The organism is Gluconobacter sp. P5E10 (assembly GCF_018812145.1).
GTDB classification, from domain to species: domain Bacteria; phylum Pseudomonadota; class Alphaproteobacteria; order Acetobacterales; family Acetobacteraceae; genus Gluconobacter; species Gluconobacter cerinus.
Genome location: NZ_JACRVZ010000007.1, coordinates 46,391 through 66,428, shown reverse-complemented (window position 1 = coordinate 66,428; position 20,038 = coordinate 46,391). Strand labels below are relative to the sequence as shown.

Below are 20,038 nucleotides of genomic sequence, written 5' to 3'. Positions count from 1 at the left end.
GCACAGAACTACTTGAAGATTATGTCCGATATGCCAATAGAACCCAGAATGAAAACTGCTTCCGTATCACGCTCGGCCACCATTCGGTCTGGCTCGACCTTCTGGTTGGGTTCGGAATTGCCTTCATGAATCTTGACGCTGTCCAGAAAATCTGGATTGCCGCCCGCACCGAACATCATCGTGTCAAGGCCGAAAACCGAAAGCATCGTTGCCCGATCCAAATGATTTATACTCCCTGCCCAGTGGCTTCGGGCGTGTCTTGCTACGGCCAACCTAAGCGCCTGTATTCTTGCTGGTTATTTCCCATAACGATCACCCCACTCTCGGCTCCAAGTGATAGCGGGGGACTGCGCGGACTATGTCCGTTATGCGAAAGGCGAGCCAACCCACTTTTATGTCCGACATGAGGCGTACCCCGCCTGTCTGCTGCATATTCCTTGAGCGGACAGGCAGTGGGGAGTGAACGGAAGGTCCGTCTTTCAGCGTCCAGACGATGTTTCCTACCGTTAATTCAATGCCTGTGACGGCCACTGTGCGCCCATTTCGGTCATTGAATGGCTTCCCCGTCTGCTTGGAGGCGGACATTTGCTATGGTTGGCGAGGAAAGATAAGATTTATAATACGGGATGCATGCCAGACTTTGGTAAGTTATTACAATCCGAGAAGAACAATGAATCCATCTACTGAGGCGCGAAAGCTGGATCTGGTTAAAAGTGCATTACAAGATTTTGTTATAACTCCTGCACCTGACGCTATGCTTATCAATGACCAAGTGCAGCAGTGGCTAAAAAAGTACGAAATTGCCTTTGCAATGGATTGGCTTCCTACGGGAGAAGCACGTGGCTTTAAGCAAAGCGGCGTCAAAGCACTCATTGAGTTCACATCGATTCTGGGGAAAGAAGAACCGACTTACCGACGCGGTACGAGACCCGAAAGACTCGCAGTTCATGTTGCACATTCTATTGTCGCTGTCTTTCAGAATTGCCTCGCCTCGCGACCGACGTCAGATAACATCGTGGCTATTGAAAAGGAGGTAAGGCAGTCCTTTGCTGCCAAAGCCGTCACCTGTACGCATTGCATTCCATGCCGAATTATCCCAGAGCACGCATCTTCATTCTCTGTCGGACCGGTAGAATTTTACAGCCAGGAAGACCTGATCAAGCGCGAGAACATTTCCAAAGGTGGTCCTCTTAAAGAAATGTCCTACGGGCCGCTATTAGAATTCATGAGAAGTCAGTCTGCCTACTGGATTGCCGATGTAACTGTCGATGGCTTCGATGATGTAGCTGGATTGGAACGGGCCAATATTGCCATCGACCTTGCTCTCACTGCTGTCCAGATAGCGATCCCTTCCTGCTATTCTCGCAGTATGGCTCGCCTTACGGATCGGACATTGCCAAGCAAAATCGGCAGCGTCACGAAGGTTGGCGGCAACGCCCGTTTTGGTTCGCAACGGTGCGATCCGGGACTTGGCTTTTCTGCAGGCGCATTTGATCAATTTCTATCGAGATCGGCGCATATACTGGTATCGATTGGGAACCGCGTCAGAGCCTTCATCACTGACAACGCTGTGTTGCCCACGCTGGATCAGAGCTGGAGCGATGCCGCCTACTGGCTCCATGAAGGGCTTACGGAGCCTCTCGACACCGTGGCAGTTACAAAGCTGGAGACCGCAATAGAAGTGCTTCTTTCGGCCGCGAGTTCTAAAAATAGCGGCTCTCGTCTCGAAGCTGCATTTTCATCTTTCTATGGCCTTTCGCCTGAATGTTCCTATCCGTCTGGAAGCAACCGGAAGGTGAAAGAGGTTGTGAAGGCGATCGTAGAAAGCCGGTCACGGATACTTCACGGCACCCTATCGACGCTCACAGCGGACTCCCTGGTTACTGACAATCACGGCGGGAGACGTGTGCTTGAGTTTTTGTGTATGGACCTGCTTGCGGCCTTTTCATTGAAACTGGACGCTTACGCATCAATCACCGCCCCAAAAGACAACATCAAGGACTTCCTGCAATTCGTTTCGGCGGAGCGAAAGCCCGCTACATGACCAGCGTCTGCTTTGCAGGCTTCGTGTTCCAAACTCGTCATTCCGCTTAAGGCCCAACTCGCTCGCGAGAGGTTGTGGTGGTCATGTCCGCTATTTGGAGAGCGGTCTGGGTAGCTGTGTGTCCGCGAAGAGAGGCGTAAGCGGACCTGCTGCTTACGCCCTCATCCCCGTCATCCGCTCGGTCATAGCCCGTTCCGCAAAGCAGACCTGGCCATGACGAGCAGCGAGAGAGTGGAAAGCGGAAATGATCTGATCAAGCGGGAAGAACTACGCTTTTCCCACCATCGGCCATTGTGATTGACCCGACCATGAAGCTGGCCTCGTCAGATGCGAGAAAGGCTATCACCCTGGCGATCTCCTCTGGTTGAGCCGCACGTCCGATGGGGGCGTGTTTGCCATAGTCCGCAAGGGCTGCTCGGCCGTCTGCATGAATATGGTTGAGAATATTGGTCACGGTATCTCCAGCGCCCACGGCATTCACCCGGATCCCATGGCCGATTGCTTCCACTGCAAGGGTTCGGGTGAACTGTGCGAGAGCCCCTTTCGACGCGGCATAAGCTGCGATCGATGGAAAGGTCTGGAAGCAGGCATAGGAGCCAACATTGACGATAGCTCCGCTACCGTTCGGGATCATCGCACGCATCGCCTCACGCGAGTGCAGGAATACGCCCCGGATATTGACGGCGAAGATGCGGTCCCAGTCCTCAAGAGTCATGTCCACCACCAGCTTGTTGATGATGATGCCCGCATTATTTACGAGAATATCCAGCCGACCGAAGTGCTCGACCGCCGTTGCCACGGCCAGTCGGGCGGCGTCTTCTTCTGCCACGTCCCCGACGAGTGGGAAGATACCAGGCCGGGCAAGAGCGCTGACACCGGGATCGCGGTCTTCCGCGATCACCGATGCACCACGTGCATGAAGCAGCTCCACAGTCGCACGACCGATCCCGCTTGCAGCGCCGGTGACAATCGCGACCTTGCCCGCAAAATTTCCTGCTGTGTTTTCCGGATCCATACAAACCTCCTGTGATGTCGAGGACATCATCTGGAGTGACCAGATCATAAGTTTAATACCGGATATTCAGGATGGGTTATACGGCTGGGCAGGTACAATCTGTCACGGCTTCTTCGCGCCGCGCACGGCGGCAATGAAGGTCTTCACCGCAGTCGAGCGATGACGATGCGGGGGATAGTAAAGCGCAAAGCCTGGAAAAGCGGCGGAATACTCTGTCAGCAGGGGAACAAGATGGCCGGCCTCGATGAGCGGCTGGACCTCGCTCTCAACCCATAATGCGATGCCCGCGCCAGCAACGGCGGCATCAAGCGCTGCCCGCTGATCATTGAAGGTCAGTGGACCGGAGATGGCCACGGAAAACCAGACGCCATTTTCGCAGAATTCCCAGTTGTACAGGGCAGCATGCCCCGGCCAGCGAAAACCGATACAGAGATGATCGCGGAGCTCCCGCGGATGGCGTGGTGCTCCGTGCCGATCGAGGTAAGACGGGGCGGCAACGGCGATCTGCCGCAAACCGGGCTGAAGCGGGAACGCAATAGCATCCTGATCCAGCATCTCCCCAAGCCGTATGCCGACGTCGAACCGTTGCTGTACGATGTCCACGCCAGCATCGTCGATCTGCACCTCGACGCTGATCCTCGGGAAACGTCGGACAAAGTCAGGCAAAAGCGGTCTTAGAAAGAGCTCATAACCAAGACGCTGCGCGTGAACTCTCACCGGACCAGCAATTTCGCCGCCCATGGCACCGGCCTCGCTTAAAGCGGCTCCGATTTCTTCGAACGCCGCCCCGAACCGCGCCGCCAGGCGCTCACCTGCGGGCGTGGGGCTGACACTGCGGGTTGTTCGGTTCAGGAGCTGAACGCCAACAAAGTCTTCCAGTCGGCGGATCGTTTCACTGAGCGCCGAACGCGACACGCAAAGTTCTCTGGCGGCGGCGACGAAACTGCCTCGATCGATAATGCAGCACAGTGCGCGAAGGTCAGAATAATAGCGGTCAGACATGCCCCTCTTTAGCACAAATCGACCAGTTTATGGGGCCAAGGACGATTGATCGTCCCAACCCAGAGGATCCGTCAGTTGGGAGTGTGGCGGATTGACGGGATACGCCTACAAGCCGGACATAAACCGCGTTAAACGGTCGTCCGGAAATCGGGCGTTAATAGAAACATTATGACAAGGTAGCGCATCTCTACAGGCTTGTGTGGAAGCCTGTCTCATTCAACAAAGAGGAATGAGCAAATTTTCTGTTGCGCCCACAGTGCATATCCGACGTTTTCTGGCCGCTCCCGCAGGTGGGGCGTCTGTCCTCATGCTTGCATCCCTGTTGGGTCTTGTCCTGGCGAATTCGTCATGGGCGTCGGGTTACGGCACCCTGATAACAGCGCCCATGAAATTGCCCATCTTGGGAAAGCGGGGGCCAGAAAACATTGACGCCTGGGTCTCTGACGGGCTCATGACCCTGTTTTTTCTGGTGGTCATTCTCGAAATCAAAAAGGAAATTGTATCTGGGCACCTCTCATCACTACGCCGCATCGCCCTTCCGCTTATCGGAGCATTGGGTGGAATGATCGTGCCTGCCCTGACGTATCTGCTGGTGACATGCGGGCATCCAGAAGCGACACGCGGCTGGGCCGTTCCTGTTGCAACGGATGCTGCGTTCACGTTGCCAATCATCCTTGCTCTTGGAAGGCATGTCTCGCCGGGAGCCAGGGCCTGGCTGATGGCGCTTGCCATTTTCGATGATATGCTGGGGATTGTGGTGATCGCCCTGTTTTATGGGAGCGCTCTGTATTGGCCGGCGCTGATCGCGGTCGTGATCGTGACTGCAGCGTTGGTCGGCGCGAACAGGGTTGGGATCAGAACCCTCTGGAGCTACGGCACCGGTTGCGTTCTGTTGTGGGTGGCGCTTCTGGATTCCGGTCTGCACCCGACGCTTGCTGGGGTCATCACCGGCCTATGCCTTCCGGCAGTCACCTCAGGAATGGATGCCAGACAGGCTACGCCACTCGATCGGACATCTTCTGCATTGACCCCGTTCGTTACCTGGGTCGTTCTACCGCTGTTCGGTTTCATGAACGTGGGTGTTTCACTAGCTGGCGTTCATCCGGACATGATGCTGGAGGCTGCTCCGCTCGGGATTATGTTAGGACTGATCGTTGGCAAACCGGTCGGCGTCTTTGGTGTAACAATACTCTCGACCCATCTGAAGATCGCCACGCTTCCGGCTGAAACGCCAACGGGGATGTTGTTTGGTCTTTCGCTGCTGTGTGGCATTGGATTCACGATCAGTCTATTTATCGCAAATCTGGCATTTTCCGGATCAGATCTTGTGACCCCAGCCAAGATGGGCATCTTTGCCGGCTCTGTTTTGTCTGCCCTGATGGGGTGGCTCTGGTTACGCTTCTTACCCCAACACGACCGGCTACGTTCTCAATAGAGGATGTCCGGTACGAGAGAGATACCACTCGGAGCCAACATTCTGCTGTCCCCCCTAAACCGCTTGTCCGCTCAACAGGAGCCGTGCGGACAAGCGGCAGTCGCCCTCATCTCGGTCGTAAGGTGGGTCGCTTAGGGTTTTGATAAGCCGACGTCGTATGCCAGAAATGCGCGCCAGCCCGGCTCATAGCTTTTCAGGCAAGCGGTGTTCCGAGTTACGTTCACTATAGCGGTCCACGAGATAGTCGGCCCGGTCGCGCAGCAGCCATGTGAATTTCATCAGTTCCTCCATGACATCTACCATCCGGTCATAAAGGGGGGACGGCTTCATGCGGTCATCGTCACCGAACTGCGTATAGGCCATTGGCACGCTGGACTGGTTGGGGATGGTGAACATCCGCATCCACCGGCCCAGCACCCGCAGGCCATTGACGGAATTGAAGCTCTGCGATCCACCCGAAACCTGCATGACCGCCAGCGTACGGCCCTGCGTCGGGCGGATCGAGCCTTCGGACAACGGCAGCCAGTCGATCTGGTTCTTGAACACGGCAGTGATGTTGCCGTGCCGTTCGGGGCTGCACCAGACCTGACCTTCCGACCAGATCGAGAGTTTCCGCAGTTCCTGCACTTTCGGATGGGTCGCGGGCACGGAATCCGCTACCGGCAGGTCGGTCGGGTCGAACACCCGTGTCTCGGCGCCGAGGACTTTCAGAATGCGCTCTGCCTCCAGCACCAGCAGGCGGCTGAACGAGCGGGGACGCAAAGAGCCATAGAGCAGAAGGATACGCGGCGGATGGTCCACACGCGGTTGCGGTTCCAGCCGCGCGAGATCGACCGGTTCAAGATACTCCGGATGCAAGGCTGGCAGCTCAGGTTCGGTCATATATATCGGTCCTGTCGTGTATTACGGGTGACTGATCCGGGGCAGCCATAGGGCCAGCGCCGCGAGTGTTGCCAGCAGGACGGGCGGGGTGATCACCAGTCCGACCTTCATATACTGCCTCCATGTGACCCGATGATTTTTGGATGCCAGCACATGCAGCCACAGCAACGTGGCGAGACTGCCGATCGGTGTAAATTTCGGCCCGAGATCGCAGCCGATGACGTTGGCATAGATCATCAGGTCGCGTGTCAGCGGCGTGATGTCGTGAGCCTGCTGGATCGCCAGCGCCCCGACCAGCACACTCGGCATATTGTTCATGATAGACGACAGAACAGCCGCCAGAAAGCCGGCGCCTATCGTGGCAGCGAACGTCCCCTGATGACCAAGCCAGACCAGTGCGGTTGCAAGGTAGTCGGTCAGCCCGGCATTGCGCAGGCCGTATACCACCAGATACATACCCAGCGAGAAGATCACGATCTGCCATGGGGCACCCCGCAGCACCTTGCGAACAGGGATGACCCGGCCATATCCGGCGACGAGCAAGAGGATTCCGGCGGCCAGGCAGGCTACGACACAGACCGGGATATGAAACGGCGCGGTCAGGAAATAGGCCGCCAGAACCAGGGCCAGCAGCGGAAATGCCGCCCGGAATACATGGTGGTCACGAATGGCCGTGGCGGGTGCTGGCAGTTCGGCGACGGGATAGGTCGCAGGCACCTGCCGCCAATACCACAGCCACAGGACGGCAAGCGTTGCACCAAGTGCTACCAGATCGACGGGGACCATGATGGCGGCATAGCGATCGAACGCAATGCGGAAGAAATTGGCGCTGACGATGTTCACCAGATTGGAAATCACCAGCGGCAGGCTTGTGGTGTCTGCGACGAAGCCAGTCGCAATGATGAAGGCCAGGGCTGCGGTATGGCTCAGGCGGAGTTGAGTGAAAATGGCAATGACAATGGGCGTGAGCAACAGGGCCGCGCCGTCATTGGCGAAAACCGCTGCAATGGCCGCTCCCAGCACCACGATCAGCGGGAATAGCGTCCGGCCTCGTCCTTTGCCCCAGCGCACGACGTGCAGGGCGGCCCAATGGAAGAACCCGGCCTCATCCAGCAATAGCGAGATGACGATCAGCGCGATAAAGGTGAAGGTCGCGTCCCAGACGATGTGCCAGACGACAGGAATGTCGTGCCAGTGGATCACTCCAGACGCCAGGGCCACGGCGGCACCTGCCATTGCGCTCCAGCCGATGCCCAGCCCCCGAGGCTGCCAGATGACAAAAACCAGTGTAGCAATGAAAATGGCAAGAGCCAGCATCAGACGATCCGTTTTCCGGCTTCATCGACGATCTTCGCGCCGTCTTCCTTGGCGAACGCGTCACGCTGGGGGTTGGGCAGGATGTCCAGAACCGTCTCGGACGGACGGCAGAGCGCAACACCGAGGGGGGTGACGACGATCGGCCGGTTCATCAGGATCGGATGTGCGATCATGGCGTCGAGCAGCGCATCGTTCGTCAGGGTCGGATTATCGAGGCCAAGTTCGTGAAAGGGCGTGCCCTTTTCCCGCAGGACCGAGCGCACCGGAACGCCCATACGGGCGATCAGATCGACCAGTTCCGCACGGCTGGGAGGCTTTTTCAGATATTCGATGATCCGGGGTTCTTCGCCGCTGTTGCGGATCAGTGCCAGAACGTTGCGCGACGTGCCGCAGGCCGGGTTGTGGTAGATCGTGATGGTCATGAGCGGGCTTCCGGGGAGGGACAGCAGGAGGACAGGGTCGCGACTAGAGGCGCGCAGAGTTCGGGACTGCCCGCGCAGCAGTCCCTGACGAGGAAGATCATCAGGTCCCGCAGGCGCGGAAGACAGGCGCGATAGACGATCAGCCGGCTATGACGCTCCGAGGTCAGCAGCCCGGAACGGGCCAGGGTGGCGAGATGGGCCGAGATGGTGTTCTGCGGGACATTGAGATGCCGCGCGACATCTCCGGCGGGTAATCCGTCCGGCTCGTAGCGCACCAGCAGGCGAAAGATCTCCAGTCTTGTGGATTGCGACAGGGCGCTCAGGGCTGCGAGGGTAGATTCTGTATCCATATATCCAATATTGTGGATATATTGTCGTAAGTCAAGCTATCCTGTGTGAGGAAACGGAGATCACGACTGTCGGCTTCCTCAACTTTTCTGCTCAGACCAGACATTCCGCTTACCCCCCAGAGCAGTTCATCCCCAGACACGGACTTTGCCGTGACATCTAAAGGGAGGGATTCAGTAGCTACGGCAAGGCGATAGAGGCAGCAGTTATTTTATTCGATCTTCATCGTGGGAAGTGGAGCATCGATCTCTTGCCCAGAGAACGATACTGGATTTTGACAGGCGTTGTTAACCTGCAAGCTGAAGATATCAGGACGGGCATAATGCCCCGCCACGTCGAGGTCATATTTCCCCCGGATGACATCATCCAGATCAATGTCCGCCGTAATGATGGCTTCACGATCATAGATTGGGCCTGCGATGATTTCTCCGAGCGGATTGACGATCACGCTTCCGCCACGAATGAGAACGGTTTCCGGGTTGTTACCCTGATGACAGGTATAATTTTCCGGCGCATCCGCGCGCGTCATGTACTGACAGGCACTGAGAACAAACGTCCGTCCTTCATACGCAATATGCCGCATGGACGCCTGCCAGATATCGCGCTCATCCACCGTAGGCGCACACCAGAGACTGATGCCCCGAGCATACATGCTCTGGCGTAGGTCCGGCATGTAATTTTCCCAGCAGATCGCAGCCCCGATACGTCCGATCTCTGTTTCGAATACCGGAATGGTCGAACCGTCTCCCTTTCCCCAGACCAGTCGTTCGGTGCCGGTCGGCATCAGCTTGCGATGTTTGCCAAGAAGTGTCCCATCCGGCCCAAAGAAGAGCGCCGTACAATACAACGTCGCCCTATCTCGTTCGATAACCCCAACAACGAGATGGGCCTTCATCTTCGCTGCGAAAGAGCCAATCCGCGCTGTTTCTGCTCCCGGAACGTCAATGGCTGACTTCCAGTATCGAAGGTAATCCTCACGCCCTTCAGGGAAGCGGCTTCCAAGAACAGCGCCGAAACTCAGCCCTTTTGGATATCCACCAATATACGCCTCGGGAAAGACTGCGAGTTCAACCCCCTGCGCTGCAGCGGCTTCGCAATGGGCCTCCATCCGATCCAGTGTCCGGGGAGTGTCAAAAAGACTGGTTCCCGCCTGAATAACGGCAACGCGACGCTGGCTCATGTCCGGCTCTCTCATGCATGTAGTGGATTACAGTGACAGAAAGAGTGGACTTTCTCACATTATCGGGCAAATTGATTGTTTTGATAGTCAAAATCACTATGGTCGATATTTCACGTCTTGATTTCAATCTGATCACTACCTTTCTGGCACTCTGGGAAGAACGCAGCGTCTCCCGAGCAGCAAAACGATTATCACTGAGCCAGTCAGCCGTCAGTGCGTCTTTGGGCCGCCTGAGGGAAGCGGCGGATGACCCTTTGTTCGTCCGCACCCGTGGGGGTATGCAGCCAACACTTCGGGCAATCGCTATGGCGGAACCGCTTCAGGGCGGGGTCGCTCTGATCCAGAACGCATTCTCGACTGTTACTGCCTTTGATCCCGCAACCAGCCGACAACATTTTTCCATAGGGATGTCTGACGATTTCCAGATTGCAATTGGGCCGCTAATCACAAAGCGGCTGGCAGAAGAAGCGCCCCGTGTTTCAGTGACATTCAGGCAGGCTAACACACACCGCGTGGAGGCCCTTTTTGAAGCGGGAGAAATCGACTTTGCTGTTGTCGCACAGCCGAATGTACGCTCCGGATTACAGCAGCAGGAGATCGGGCGGTCTGGTTATGCCTGCCTGCTTGATCCGGTCGCCTGCGACCTTACACTGCCGCTAACACTGACAGATTATCTGTCTCTGCCACATCTTCTGGTCTCGTTTTCAGGCCGGGAGGGCATTGTAGATCAAGCCTTGAAAAATCTTGGTCACTCACGACGGGTGCAATCGGCGCTGACACATTTCTCTGCCCTTCCTCTCTTCCTGATCGGGACGCGTGCCGTTGCCACACTACCAATTCATGCGGCCCAGAGCCTTGCGGCCGTTTCGGGCCTTACTGTCTGTGCGGCACCCATTGATTTGGGAGACTATTCTGTATCGATCCTCTGGCAGCGAGCAGCTGATAATCTCTGGATGCGCCAGGTTGTAAGCGATGCCTTCCTAGCAATATCACCGGATTTGGAGGCAATCTATTCGGATTAATCTCGCATCGTGAATGTCCGATATCGGACAACAATAAACTGATAACCGACATTCGGCTTCCCCCCCTGACCTGCCTGTCTGTTCAGGAGAACCGGAGCAGACAGGCGGCGGTCGCCTACTTCTACGACGTGGCTGGCCCGCTTTGCGTTGCCGGGAAGCGGACATAGGCGCATGATCCTCACCCTATGCGGCGGCTGCCTTCGTGCCAGTCTCGTCGGTTCGATATTCTCCCCATGCCTGCCGCAGGATCTGCATCGCTGATGACAGGAATATGCCAGCCATGATCGCGGCCACCGCAAGGTCGGGCCATGCGCTGGTGGTGTTCCAGACGCCGAACGCCGCGCCCATGACGATCAGGTTGCCGATCGCATCGTTGCGAGAGCAGAGCCACACCGAGTGCACGTTGGCGTCGCCATCCTTGTAGGGCAGCAGCAGAAACACCGAGGCAAGGTTCGCGGCCAGCGCCAGAACGCCGATCGCACCCATGATCTCGGCCTGCGGAACGCCGAAGATCAGCGTGTGGTAGACGGTGGACCCGAACACCCACAGCGCCATCAGCGACAGCGAGACGCCCTTGGCGAGTGCCGCCGTGGCTCGCGTGCGCAGGCTCGCGCCGATCACTGCCAGGCTCAAACCGTAGGTGACGGTATCGGCCAGGAAGTCGAGTGCGTCGGCCTTGAGGGCTTGCGAGCCAGCGAGCTGTCCCGCCGCCATTTCGGTCACGAACATCGCGCCATTGATCGCGATCACCGTCCACAGGACGCGCTTGTAGCGCGGGTCTACACCGTCGAAGACCGGGACACCCTTCGGGCAGCAGCTATCCTCGACGGTGCCGCATGTCGTCACCTCGACGGTTGGTGTGACTGTTTTCGTGGGCACGACCAGAGGTGGCGGAGCGCAACAGGCGGTCTCGGACTTGCAGCAGTTCTCAGACATGGGTGACTCCTTCTCGGGATCACCCTACAATCTCTAGCCACTAGAGCTTCAAGGGAAAAGCACCATGAAGATCTCGATTGGCGAGTTGGCGCGGCGCACTGGGGTCAAGGTGCCGACGATCCGCTACTACGAAGGCGTCGGGCTTCTTCCGACACCGGCACGAACGGAAGGGCGGCAAAGGCGCTTCGGTGCGGACGAGGTCGCCCGGCTCAACTTCATTCGTCATTCCCGCGAGCTGGGCTTCGAGGTCGCCGACATTCGTGAGTTGCTGACGCTTAGCGAGCAGCCGGAGCGTTCCTGCGGCGAGGTGGACGCTATCGCCCGCCGCCACGTCGAGAATATTGACCGACGGATTGGGAGGCTGGTGGCGCTGCGCGCCGAGCTGCAACGCTCGCTAGATCGGTGTGCGCGCGGTACGGTCGAGGAATGCCGGGTGATTGAAGTGCTGGGCTACGGGGAAGACAGGGTTTAGCGAAAAGCAGCTCAGAGGCGTTAGCGGACCTCTGCTTACGCCCTCATGTCGGTCATTCAGCCGCTAAAACCGTTTTCGTCATAACGGACATCAGCAACCAAACGCTCGTTGCTATTTTGGGCTGATACTGGATGGTCTGCGGTGGAGACGGTCGAGGAAAGCAGAAATACGATAGTTCGATCAGTTCCAAACTTTTCGCCCCGAAAGTGATCTACATCGTTGTCGAACGCTTATTGGGGCATTAACGCCGTCGGTAACATAATAGCTTTCCAATCAATGGCAGTCCGGTCGTTTAGCTGAATAGACTTTTCAAATTTTTGTAGGCCTTCGTGCTGTGGGCAAGTTTCGACGGCATATGCCACGAGTTCTCGCGCGCGGGTAAAAAGACCCGCTGCTCGGTTTTGTTCCGCCAGTACTAGTACAAAAGCCGCTTCAAGTATGCGGCCCAACTCCAGCGTGCTGGCGTGGTGGCGCTCACGAAAATAGCATGCGTAAAGCTTTTCCATTGCCTCTAAGGACCAGTCCGGATTTTGACCTGTCACCAAATGCGCTGCGAGACTGATAATGGAGGGTGTCTCAAAATCTCTCCTGTATGTTTCAATAAGCGTTGGATACCCCGCGCTGCGGAGATCCTCGGGGGCAAGGTAGTTGAAGATAAAATAGAGGGCCAGCATCGGTAGGCGCTGGCCGGGTTTTGCCAAGCCCGGCACGAGGGCTTCCACTTTCCTCAACACAGGACGAATGTCGGTTATTGTCGCTGACGGCTGCAGTAAGCGCCCAACAACCTGCCCGATGAAAGCAACGAGATATTGTTGGGCGGTGGTCGCATCGAAACTTTGAGGATTGCTGATCCAGTATTGGGGCGCCATCTGCATGGTCAATTGTCCTGGCAAATCCTTCGCCCAGTTAAATTCTTCCTTTTCGGTTTTCGGGGCACGCGCCACAAATGTCTGTATCACGTGGCGGGCTACACGTGCCAAGCCCGCAAAGGTCAAGGTCGCCTCTCCATCGATGGTTATCATCTCATGGAATCCTTCGATGCCGGTAAGAAGGCGCGGAATGTCCTCGAGATTGTGAACGTACCTTGAACGGATTGAATATGCCTGCCGCAGTGCAATCGAAAGGTCGGGGCGACTGATGGCGGCGGTGGCCTTCTCCGCCTCCCCACGGAAGAAGCTCGGACCAACATGGTCAAGTGCAAACTCGCGGAAGCGCCTCGCGATGGCCACGTGCTCATTGGCGAGAACCGCGGCTCGGACCTTGTCTACGTTAATTTCAGGGATTTCTTCAAGAGCTTCGTCGATACGCCGCCGCTTCCGCTCGCCGTAATCATCCCAAGTTGGCTCAAATCCATCGAATTTCTGAGCAAGAGATTCTATCGACATTACAAAAAGCGCGTAGGCGAGATTGACGTCGTCCGAGATACGATGAGCGCCGATGACATAGCGTCGAATTGCCCGCATGGCGCCTTCGTAGCTCTTGCGCTCGAGCGCTACGAGATCCGTTACAAAGCGCTGAAGGTTCTCAAAGTCGCTTGGTTGCCAGTTCACGGCGCGATCAAACATGCGGGGAATATATTTTTGAGGTACTAAGTCGGCGCCGAGGCTCGGCCGTTCCTTCGTTACTAGGCGACGAGCGAGGTCGATATCCGTTGTGCAGGTGATGTTCAAGGCAAACGAAACGACGGCCGCGAAGTCGTTGATCAGCGTTTCTCCACCCGTCGCGATAATTTCTCCGGCATACGGACCACCAGGTAGCTTCTGGATGCGTTCAATGATCTCACAGATGAGCGCTCCCAGACCATGCACCCCGACGACAGGTTGGAGTGAGCCTACTTCTGTCTCGATTCGATCGTCCGGGAAGAGTTGGTAGTTTGTAAAGTATATTGCGCGCCGCAGCGTCTCGTACGCATCGTTCGTGAAAAACTTTCCGGTACTGATCTGTAACATCACACGAACTCCGGCAATCGAGGCTGATCAACCTGCGAGGATTTGAGCAGTATGCTATAAAGTATTTAATAAAGAACCCTAGGCTCCCCCGAGGGGCAGACATCCGACCATGACGACTCTGGGCGCGCGGCGCGCCGTCACACTTCAAAGCGGACCTACCGCTTCCCCCCCCCCCCACAATTCTCCTGTCTGTTCGAGAAAATCAGAACAAAGCGGCGCCAGTCGCCTAAATAGCGGACATAAAAAGCACGATCTCTCACGGCCAAGTTGTGGCCGGTAGCGGAATATCGCCTTCGGCGCAGTGAAGAGGTGATAGCTGCTTACCATCTTCGTTCTTTGATGAAACTGATAAAGGCTCGAAGCGACGCAGGAACATGGTCGCGCCCGTGATAGTAAAGCGAAGGCCCCTTGAAGCTCTGCCACCACGGTAAAAGGATCGGCTCAAGAGCACCGCTGTCGATTTCGCGCTGCATCCAATCCTCATAGAGGTGGACAATTCCGCCTCCCTCGACTGCTGTCGCAATGGCGAGGTCAATCGCATTCGCGTCAACCGTGAGCGGCCCGGTCACGTCAACTTTGATGACCTCACCCGCCCGCTCGAACTCCCAAGGCAACGCTGCACCGCCCCGCACGCTTGCTGGCAGACACCGGTGGTCAAGCAAGTCATGCGGATGCTCGGGGCGACCATGACTGGCGAGATAGTCAGGCGAGGCTGCCGTTGCAAACCTTTGCCACTCAGGTCCAATCGGTACAGCGAGCATGTTCTTGGTCAGGCGATCATCGTAACGGATGCCCGCGTCGGACCCTACGGCGAGAATATCCACGAGATCATGCTCAGCGACGACTTCAACCCGCACTTCTGGGTAAGTCTTCGAGAATTCGGGCAAGATACGAGGGAGGATGAGACGTGCGACCCCCAAAGGGACGTTGAGACGTATCGTTCCGCTGGGAGAAACGCGAAAATCGTTGGCACTTTCGAGCGCCGCTTCCATCTCGACCATCACCAGTTGCAGGCGCTCCAGGAGTTGGGCACCGGCTTCCGTCGTAACCACACTGCGTGTCGTCCGGTTGAGCAAGCGGACCTCGAGTTGATCCTCGAGCCGCTTCACGGCCCCGCTGAGACTTGACGCGCTCATGCCCGTTATCTTGGCTGCTTCCCGAAACCCTCCGGCAGTAGCTACGGCAACGAAAGCACGCGTCCCGGCAAAATCAATGCGCATTGTTCAATAATCCGTACATCATGTCGGATAATAACCATCTTATATGGCACAATGAATGCCCTTATGTCTCCTATCGAAGGGGATCAATCATGAACAATCAAACCCGTATCGCGATCATCACTGGCGCAAGCCGTGGCATGGGGCGCGATACTGCTCTACGACTGGCTCAACGCGGAATATCCTCGATCATCACCTACAACACGGGTCGCGGCGAAGCGGACGAAGTGGTCCAGGCGATCCGGCAGGCCGGCGCACAAGCGGTGGCCCTTCAGCTTGACGTGGGCCAGGCGGCCAGCGTTGAGCACTTCACGGTGAATGTGCGTAAGGCTTTGGAAATTTTGGGCGCGGTGCGCTTCGATTATTTGGTTAACAACGCCGGCATTTCCTCTACCGCGACGCTGGCCGATGGAACGGAGGTCGAGTTAGACACGCAATTCGCGGTACATTTCAAAGGCCCGTATTTGCTAACCCAGGCGTTGCTGCCGTTGATGAACGACGGCGGACGGATCGTAAATATCTCATCGGGCCTCGCGCGCTTCGCGTTCCCGGGGCGGACGATTTACGGCCCGATGAAAGCGGCTGTCGAAGCACTAACACGCTACATGGCGCTTGAACTGGGACCGCGTGGCATTTCTGCAAATGTCGTTGCCCCCGGGGCTATTGCAACGGATTTCAGCGGCGGCATCGTGCGCGACAATCCTGAAGTCAACAAGGCGCTGGCATCACATACTGCGCTTGGGCGCGTAGGTGGACCTGAAGACGTCGGACCGGTAATCGCGAGTTTGCTGTCCGACGAGTTTGGATGGGTCAACGCTCAACGCATCGAGGTCGCAGGCGGCATCCACATCTGATCAGTTCGAGAAGAGGATGCCGTAAGTGAGCATACGCCGCTTCGCGTATGAATGGCGGGATGCGTCCGGAGCGTGGTTCAGGTCGCACGGGAACGAGAACTGGGAGTTCGATGAAAACGGGCTGATGCGTTACCGCGCCGCGTCTATCAATGACCAGCCCATTTCAGCTGCTAGCCGCCTGTTCCATTGGCCTGAAAAGCGGCATCCGGACAGCCATCCCGGCCTTTAGGCGCTGGGTCTGTGACTGCCCGGACGTGCTCTCTTACGGTGTGGAGCGGAACGCCTTGCGGCCTTCCATATCCAGGGCCGCGAAGTCCTCGTCGGAGAGTGTAATGTTCGCAGCGGCTACATTCTGTTCCAGATGGACAACTTTGGACGTGCCTGGAATTGGCAGCATCACCGGGCTGCGTTTCAGGATCCAGGCCAGTGCGATCTGGCTTGGATGAGCCTCATATTTTCGTGCCATGATGTCTAGGATCGAACCCGGCTTCGCGAGATCGCCAGCCGCCAACGGAAACCACGGGATGAATCCGATGTTTTGTGCCGCGCAATAATCGAGCACGTCCTCACTGGTGCGGTCGACGAGATTGTAGCGGTTCTGGACGGTCGCCACGACAAAGAACTTCGACGCCGCCCTGATGTCATCGACGGAAACCTCGCTCAGCCCCGCATGACGGATCAGTTTCTGGTCGATGAAGGATCTGATCGCATCGAACTGCTCGTCCGCTGGCACTTTGGGGTCGATCCGGTGCAGCTGCCACAGATCGATCTGTTCAACACCGAGATTGCGCAGGCTTTTGTGCACCTGCTGGAGCAGATATTCCGGACGCCCGACCGGCTTCCAGATATCCGGTCCTGAACGGGTCAGACCGCCCTTGGTCGCGATCACCACCCCTTCGGGATACGGATGCAGCGCCTCCCGAATCAGCCATTCCGAGACATCCGGTCCGTAGGAATCCGCTGTATCGACGAAGTTGACGCCGAGTTCGGGAAGACGTTTCAGCGTGCGGACGGCCTCATCACGATCGGCGGGCGGACCCCATATCCCCGGCCCCGTAATGCGCATGGCACCGAAACCAAGCCGGTTGATCTCGAGATCGCCGCCGATCCTGAATGTACCGGATCGGGAGGCGTTGGAAGTTGAAGCGGTCATGTCTTTGGTCCTTGTTTCCCTCTGGGGAAAGCAGCCATTCCGTCAGGCTGCGAAGCCACCATCGATGTTGTACGCGGCGCCTGTGATTATGCCGGCCTCTGGTCCGGCAAGATACGCCACCAGCCGCGCAATCTCCGAGCCCGTGGCATGGCGCTTGATTGCCATGAAACCATGCATCACGTCCTTTAGCGGCCCCTCTGCAGGGTTCATGTCGGTATCGGTCGGCCCGGGCTGGACGACATTGACGGTGATCCCGCGCACGCCGAAATCCCGCGCCAGTCCCCGGGTCATGCCCTGTAATGCCGATTTGCTGGCACTGTAGGCCGCAAGCCCGGCCATCGGCATACGATCGGCATTGGTGGAACCGATGAAGATGATGCGACCCCCGTCGGGCATGGTCCGGGCGGCAGCAACGGCCGCATGATAAGGCGCATGGATATTGATGCGAAACAGCCGGTCGATCTCATCCGGGGGGATATCCAGCGGATCGCCCGCGCCAAGAATGCCGGAATTGACGACCAGAACGTCGAGCGGACCAAGTGAGCCGATCAGCGCGATGAGAGCGTCACGATCGCCACTATCGGCGCGGAGGGCCTCGCTTCCGGTCTCGGTCGCCAGGGCCTGAGCCTCGTCCCGTGATGAAAGATACGTGAAAAGGACTTTCGCTCCATCCGACGCGAAACGGCGCACGATGGCGGCTCCAATCCCGCGACTGCCGCCTAGCACGAGAACGGATTTACCCTCAAAGCCGCTCATGACTGCGTCTCCCGCGACACCAGAATTTCTGCCAGTCTATCGAAGGCTGGCTGATAGATATCTGTCGGCATCCGGGCCTCCATACTGGCGGCATGCTCGACAGGCGCCTCGAACTGCCCGCGCCACTGGATGAACGTGCCGTCGCTCGCCGTGATGGGGAGAAGGCTGATCGTAGAGCGATAGTTTCGGATCGGCAGGGCGGATTCAACGATCGAGAACGTCACCGCATGATCGACATCGGACAAGGCCAGAAGCTGCTCACGGAGGAGGCCGACATCCCCCATTTCGACACGGCGGATTGCCCCGACACGGTCACCGGACTCATCACCTTCAATCACGCAGCTTTTGACGCCCGGCAACCAGCGTCCAAGGGCGCCGAAATCACGGACCAGCTGCCACACAGAGGGAACGGATGCAGGAATGACACTGCTGGCCATAACATGGATCATGAGGCCTCTCCCAGCTGCGAGTGTCATAGCGACTGACCTCCTGTTACCTCGATACGCTGACCATTCACCCAACGCATGTCGTCAGACAGAAGGGCGCGGACCGCGGCACCGATGTCGTCGGGTTGTCCGACGCGCCCGAGGGGCGTGATCTCTGCGAGGCTCTTGTTGATCGTGGCATCGTCACGGACCAGACCACCGCCGAAATCCGAGGCGATTGCACCGGGGGCGACAGCATTGACCGTAATCCCCCGCTCGCCCAGCTCTTTCGCCATGTAAAGCGAGATGACTTCGGTTGCGGCTTTCATGGCTGAATAAGGCCCATGATCCGTTAGATAGAAGCGGGTCGCGGCGGAAGTGATGTTGAGAATGCGACCGCCGTCCCGGATCAGGGGCAAAAGGGCCACTGTCAGCAGGTATGGGCCTTTGAAATGGATATTGTACTGGTTATCGAGTTGTTCGGATGTCGCAGCATCGAAGCGAGTGTGAATGATATTGCCCGCGTTCTGAATGACATAACTCAGCGTACTGTGCTCGAACTCATGTGCGAGAAGTGCTTTGACCTGTCCGGAAAAATTCGTGAACGATTCATGGTCCACGATATCCAGCTTCAACATGCGCAGTTTTGCGCTTTCGCCGACGAGGGCTGCTTCGGCAGCTTTCGCCTCGTCTTCGTTGGAGTGATAGGTCCCGATCACGTTGATGCCCGAGGCAATCAGATGCTTCGCGATACTGTATCCGATGCCGCGATTGGCGCCCGTGACGAATGCGATGTCCTGTTTGCTCATAACTGGATTCCTTGGCCGAGACACGGCGATATGTTCCGGAATCTAATTCCGTACCGAACAGTCCATAATGTGCGCTCAAAGCAGGGTCAATGAATTATGGATCGATTAGTACTAAAGGCGCAGCTTTAAGACCCGAGTTGTGCCGGGATCGTTATCGTCTGTCTGACTGTTTTTCTGACCTCGGTGTCACAGCATTGGCGTCCCACAACGTCAGAAGAGATGTGATCGCCGCATCCAGATGCGTTGAGGTCATCCCGTCCCTGGCTTCGCAGGTCATGCCATGGAAAAATGTCGCGAAAATATCAGGCAGGGCCTCTGTCGCTGCGCAATCCGGCAATTCGCCGTTGGCAATGGCCCGTTCCACACAGGCCCTGATACCAGTCCGCGTCCGCTGTCGCTCTTCAGCAAGAAGAACCTGAACAGGTTCGTTTTCGGGCGAACAGTTGCTGGCGCCCGATACGACCAGACATCCGCAGGGATGCGTCCGGGCTGCCTGCATGCGCGCCGAACCGCGCAACGTCCGTTCAATCGCATCGCGCGGCGCCAGATTTTCGTCCCATAAGGGCGCCATGACCTGCCCGTAGGTCGCCAGATAATGCTGCACGACTTCGTGGAACAGGGCTTCTTTAGAGCCAAATGCAGCATAGAAACTCGCGGGCGAAATATTGCCCATGCAGGACTTGAGCTGCGTCAGGGAAGTCGGTTCGTAGCCCTGCGCCCAGAAAAGCGCCGTGGCGGCATCAATTGCCTTGTCCCTGTCAAACTCACGGGGACGCCCTGTCCGCGCCATGGTGCTGCTC

Annotated in this window: 22 protein-coding genes and 1 pseudogene; 6 read left to right on the top strand and 17 right to left on the bottom strand. The window is 57.2% G+C overall.

The annotated features are described in order from the left end of the window. Positions 1–8: 8 nt before the first annotated feature. On the bottom strand, positions 9–206 hold the full coding sequence (locus KP707_RS13970; protein ID WP_010516885.1) for a hypothetical protein: 198 nt from the start codon (positions 204–206) through the stop codon (positions 9–11). 464 nt (positions 207–670) lie between these two features. On the opposite strand from KP707_RS13970, the gene KP707_RS13965 reads away from it, so the two are divergent. Beyond that, entirely contained in the window at positions 671–2,044 is a 1,374-nt protein-coding gene (locus KP707_RS13965) for a hypothetical protein (protein ID WP_215751817.1), read from the top strand. A gap of 253 nt (positions 2,045–2,297) precedes the next feature. Here KP707_RS13965 and KP707_RS13960 read toward each other — a convergent pair whose 3' ends face one another. Both KP707_RS13960 and KP707_RS13955 read right to left on the bottom strand, forming a co-directional pair. Continuing rightward, a complete protein-coding gene (locus tag KP707_RS13960; RefSeq protein WP_215751816.1) occupies positions 2,298–3,059 on the bottom strand; it encodes an SDR family NAD(P)-dependent oxidoreductase in 762 nt (253 codons plus the stop codon). Between the two features lie 102 nt (positions 3,060–3,161). After that, entirely contained in the window at positions 3,162–4,061 is a 900-nt protein-coding gene (locus KP707_RS13955) for a LysR family transcriptional regulator (protein WP_215751815.1), read from the bottom strand. A 229-nt stretch (positions 4,062–4,290) separates the two neighbouring features. Here KP707_RS13955 and nhaA point away from each other — a divergent pair, with 229 nt between their 5' ends. After that, positions 4,291–5,496, top strand: a complete 1,206-nt coding sequence (nhaA, locus tag KP707_RS13950) for a Na+/H+ antiporter NhaA (protein WP_215751814.1) — start codon at positions 4,291–4,293, stop codon at positions 5,494–5,496. A 183-nt stretch (positions 5,497–5,679) separates the two neighbouring features. On the opposite strand, the gene arsH is transcribed toward nhaA, so the two are convergent. The 5 genes from arsH to KP707_RS13925 form a co-directional block, all read right to left on the bottom strand. Continuing rightward, on the bottom strand, positions 5,680–6,378 hold the full coding sequence (arsH, locus tag KP707_RS13945; protein WP_010505757.1) for an arsenical resistance protein ArsH: 699 nt from the start codon (positions 6,376–6,378) through the stop codon (positions 5,680–5,682). A 21-nt stretch (positions 6,379–6,399) separates the two neighbouring features. Next, positions 6,400–7,695 (bottom strand): arsenic transporter, encoded by a 1,296-nt coding sequence (locus KP707_RS13940; RefSeq protein ID WP_010505759.1) that lies wholly within the window; start codon positions 7,693–7,695, stop codon positions 6,400–6,402. Continuing rightward, positions 7,695–8,117 carry an arsenate reductase (glutaredoxin) gene (gene arsC, locus KP707_RS13935; RefSeq protein ID WP_062499621.1) on the bottom strand — a complete coding sequence of 141 codons (423 nt, stop codon included), beginning with the start codon at positions 8,115–8,117 and terminating at the stop codon, positions 7,695–7,697. Before arsC ends, KP707_RS13940 begins: the two co-directional genes overlap by 1 nt. Continuing rightward, a complete protein-coding gene (locus tag KP707_RS13930) occupies positions 8,114–8,467 on the bottom strand; it encodes a helix-turn-helix transcriptional regulator (protein ID WP_010505762.1) in 354 nt (117 codons plus the stop codon). Before KP707_RS13930 ends, arsC begins: the two co-directional genes overlap by 4 nt. Before the next feature lie 209 nt (positions 8,468–8,676). Next, positions 8,677–9,645, bottom strand: a complete 969-nt coding sequence (locus KP707_RS13925) for a carbon-nitrogen hydrolase family protein (protein ID WP_215751813.1) — start codon at positions 9,643–9,645, stop codon at positions 8,677–8,679. Positions 9,646–9,743: 98 nt separating this feature from the next. Here KP707_RS13925 and KP707_RS13920 point away from each other — a divergent pair, with 98 nt between their 5' ends. Then, positions 9,744–10,667: a LysR substrate-binding domain-containing protein gene (locus KP707_RS13920; protein ID WP_215751824.1), complete on the top strand. Its 924-nt coding sequence runs from the start codon at positions 9,744–9,746 to the stop codon at positions 10,665–10,667. Here the strand turns inward: KP707_RS13920 and KP707_RS13915 are convergent. After that, the gene (locus tag KP707_RS13915) at positions 10,664–10,840 is read right to left on the bottom strand and encodes a hypothetical protein (protein WP_215751812.1); all 177 of its coding nucleotides are present in this window, start codon (positions 10,838–10,840) and stop codon (positions 10,664–10,666) included. The genes KP707_RS13920 and KP707_RS13915 overlap by 4 nt on opposite strands. A gap of 10 nt (positions 10,841–10,850) precedes the next feature. Next, positions 10,851–11,603: a cation transporter gene (locus tag KP707_RS13910; RefSeq protein ID WP_252348886.1), complete on the bottom strand. Its 753-nt coding sequence runs from the start codon at positions 11,601–11,603 to the stop codon at positions 10,851–10,853. 64 nt (positions 11,604–11,667) lie between these two features. On the opposite strand from KP707_RS13910, the gene KP707_RS13905 reads away from it, so the two are divergent. Next, positions 11,668–12,075, top strand: coding sequence for a helix-turn-helix domain-containing protein (locus KP707_RS13905; RefSeq protein ID WP_215751811.1), 408 nt, complete (start codon positions 11,668–11,670; stop codon positions 12,073–12,075). Between the two features lie 230 nt (positions 12,076–12,305). On the opposite strand, the gene KP707_RS13900 is transcribed toward KP707_RS13905, so the two are convergent. Together KP707_RS13900 and KP707_RS13895 are read right to left on the bottom strand one after the other, a co-directional pair. Next, positions 12,306–14,024 (bottom strand): hypothetical protein, encoded by a 1,719-nt coding sequence (locus KP707_RS13900; protein WP_211504530.1) that lies wholly within the window; start codon positions 14,022–14,024, stop codon positions 12,306–12,308. A gap of 320 nt (positions 14,025–14,344) precedes the next feature. Further along, positions 14,345–15,244, bottom strand: coding sequence for a LysR family transcriptional regulator (locus KP707_RS13895; protein WP_211501705.1), 900 nt, complete (start codon positions 15,242–15,244; stop codon positions 14,345–14,347). 89 nt (positions 15,245–15,333) lie between these two features. On the opposite strand from KP707_RS13895, the gene KP707_RS13890 reads away from it, so the two are divergent. Together KP707_RS13890 and KP707_RS13885 are read left to right on the top strand one after the other, a co-directional pair. Beyond that, positions 15,334–16,095 (top strand): SDR family NAD(P)-dependent oxidoreductase, encoded by a 762-nt coding sequence (locus KP707_RS13890; protein WP_211504529.1) that lies wholly within the window; start codon positions 15,334–15,336, stop codon positions 16,093–16,095. A 37-nt stretch (positions 16,096–16,132) separates the two neighbouring features. Next, positions 16,133–16,324: pseudogene (locus tag KP707_RS13885) on the top strand (DUF1348 family protein); the annotation flags it as partial. Positions 16,325–16,357: 33 nt separating this feature from the next. Here KP707_RS13885 and KP707_RS13880 read toward each other — a convergent pair. The 5 genes from KP707_RS13880 to KP707_RS13860 form a co-directional block, all read right to left on the bottom strand. After that, positions 16,358–17,248 (bottom strand): aldo/keto reductase, encoded by an 891-nt coding sequence (locus KP707_RS13880; protein WP_211504528.1) that lies wholly within the window; start codon positions 17,246–17,248, stop codon positions 16,358–16,360. 42 nt (positions 17,249–17,290) lie between these two features. Next, positions 17,291–18,004: an SDR family oxidoreductase gene (bdcA, locus tag KP707_RS13875; RefSeq protein WP_215751810.1), complete on the bottom strand. Its 714-nt coding sequence runs from the start codon at positions 18,002–18,004 to the stop codon at positions 17,291–17,293. After that, complete coding sequence (locus tag KP707_RS13870) at positions 18,001–18,453, bottom strand: SRPBCC family protein (protein ID WP_215751822.1); 453 nt, start codon at positions 18,451–18,453, stop codon at positions 18,001–18,003. The genes bdcA and KP707_RS13870 overlap by 4 nt, the downstream gene beginning before the upstream one ends. 23 nt (positions 18,454–18,476) lie before the next feature. Then, positions 18,477–19,238, bottom strand: a complete 762-nt coding sequence (locus KP707_RS13865) for an SDR family NAD(P)-dependent oxidoreductase (RefSeq protein ID WP_215751809.1) — start codon at positions 19,236–19,238, stop codon at positions 18,477–18,479. A 151-nt stretch (positions 19,239–19,389) separates the two neighbouring features. Beyond that, on the bottom strand, positions 19,390–20,028 hold the full coding sequence (locus KP707_RS13860) for a TetR/AcrR family transcriptional regulator (RefSeq protein WP_215751808.1): 639 nt from the start codon (positions 20,026–20,028) through the stop codon (positions 19,390–19,392). Between the last annotated feature and the right edge of the window lie 10 nt (positions 20,029–20,038).

Coding starts and splice junctions, on each gene's coding strand:
- KP707_RS13970 (WP_010516885.1), bottom strand. CDS start 206: ATGCTTTCGGTTTTCGGCCTTGACACGATGATGTTCGGTGCGGGCGGC.
- KP707_RS13965 (WP_215751817.1), top strand. CDS start 671: ATGAATCCATCTACTGAGGCGCGAAAGCTGGATCTGGTTAAAAGTGCA.
- KP707_RS13960 (WP_215751816.1), bottom strand. CDS start 3,059: ATGGATCCGGAAAACACAGCAGGAAATTTTGCGGGCAAGGTCGCGATT.
- KP707_RS13955 (WP_215751815.1), bottom strand. CDS start 4,061: ATGTCTGACCGCTATTATTCTGACCTTCGCGCACTGTGCTGCATTATC.
- nhaA (WP_215751814.1), top strand. CDS start 4,291: ATGAGCAAATTTTCTGTTGCGCCCACAGTGCATATCCGACGTTTTCTG.
- arsH (WP_010505757.1), bottom strand. CDS start 6,378: ATGACCGAACCTGAGCTGCCAGCCTTGCATCCGGAGTATCTTGAACCG.
- KP707_RS13940 (WP_010505759.1), bottom strand. CDS start 7,695: ATGCTGGCTCTTGCCATTTTCATTGCTACACTGGTTTTTGTCATCTGG.
- arsC (WP_062499621.1), bottom strand. CDS start 8,117: ATGACCATCACGATCTACCACAACCCGGCCTGCGGCACGTCGCGCAAC.
- KP707_RS13930 (WP_010505762.1), bottom strand. CDS start 8,467: ATGGATACAGAATCTACCCTCGCAGCCCTGAGCGCCCTGTCGCAATCC.
- KP707_RS13925 (WP_215751813.1), bottom strand. CDS start 9,645: ATGAGCCAGCGTCGCGTTGCCGTTATTCAGGCGGGAACCAGTCTTTTT.
- KP707_RS13920 (WP_215751824.1), top strand. CDS start 9,744: ATGGTCGATATTTCACGTCTTGATTTCAATCTGATCACTACCTTTCTG.
- KP707_RS13915 (WP_215751812.1), bottom strand. CDS start 10,840: ATGCGCCTATGTCCGCTTCCCGGCAACGCAAAGCGGGCCAGCCACGTC.
- KP707_RS13910 (WP_252348886.1), bottom strand. CDS start 11,603: ATGTCTGAGAACTGCTGCAAGTCCGAGACCGCCTGTTGCGCTCCGCCA.
- KP707_RS13905 (WP_215751811.1), top strand. CDS start 11,668: ATGAAGATCTCGATTGGCGAGTTGGCGCGGCGCACTGGGGTCAAGGTG.
- KP707_RS13900 (WP_211504530.1), bottom strand. CDS start 14,024: ATGTTACAGATCAGTACCGGAAAGTTTTTCACGAACGATGCGTACGAG.
- KP707_RS13895 (WP_211501705.1), bottom strand. CDS start 15,244: ATGCGCATTGATTTTGCCGGGACGCGTGCTTTCGTTGCCGTAGCTACT.
- KP707_RS13890 (WP_211504529.1), top strand. CDS start 15,334: ATGAACAATCAAACCCGTATCGCGATCATCACTGGCGCAAGCCGTGGC.
- KP707_RS13880 (WP_211504528.1), bottom strand. CDS start 17,248: ATGACCGCTTCAACTTCCAACGCCTCCCGATCCGGTACATTCAGGATC.
- bdcA (WP_215751810.1), bottom strand. CDS start 18,004: ATGAGCGGCTTTGAGGGTAAATCCGTTCTCGTGCTAGGCGGCAGTCGC.
- KP707_RS13870 (WP_215751822.1), bottom strand. CDS start 18,453: ATGATCCATGTTATGGCCAGCAGTGTCATTCCTGCATCCGTTCCCTCT.
- KP707_RS13865 (WP_215751809.1), bottom strand. CDS start 19,238: ATGAGCAAACAGGACATCGCATTCGTCACGGGCGCCAATCGCGGCATC.
- KP707_RS13860 (WP_215751808.1), bottom strand. CDS start 20,028: ATGGCGCGGACAGGGCGTCCCCGTGAGTTTGACAGGGACAAGGCAATT.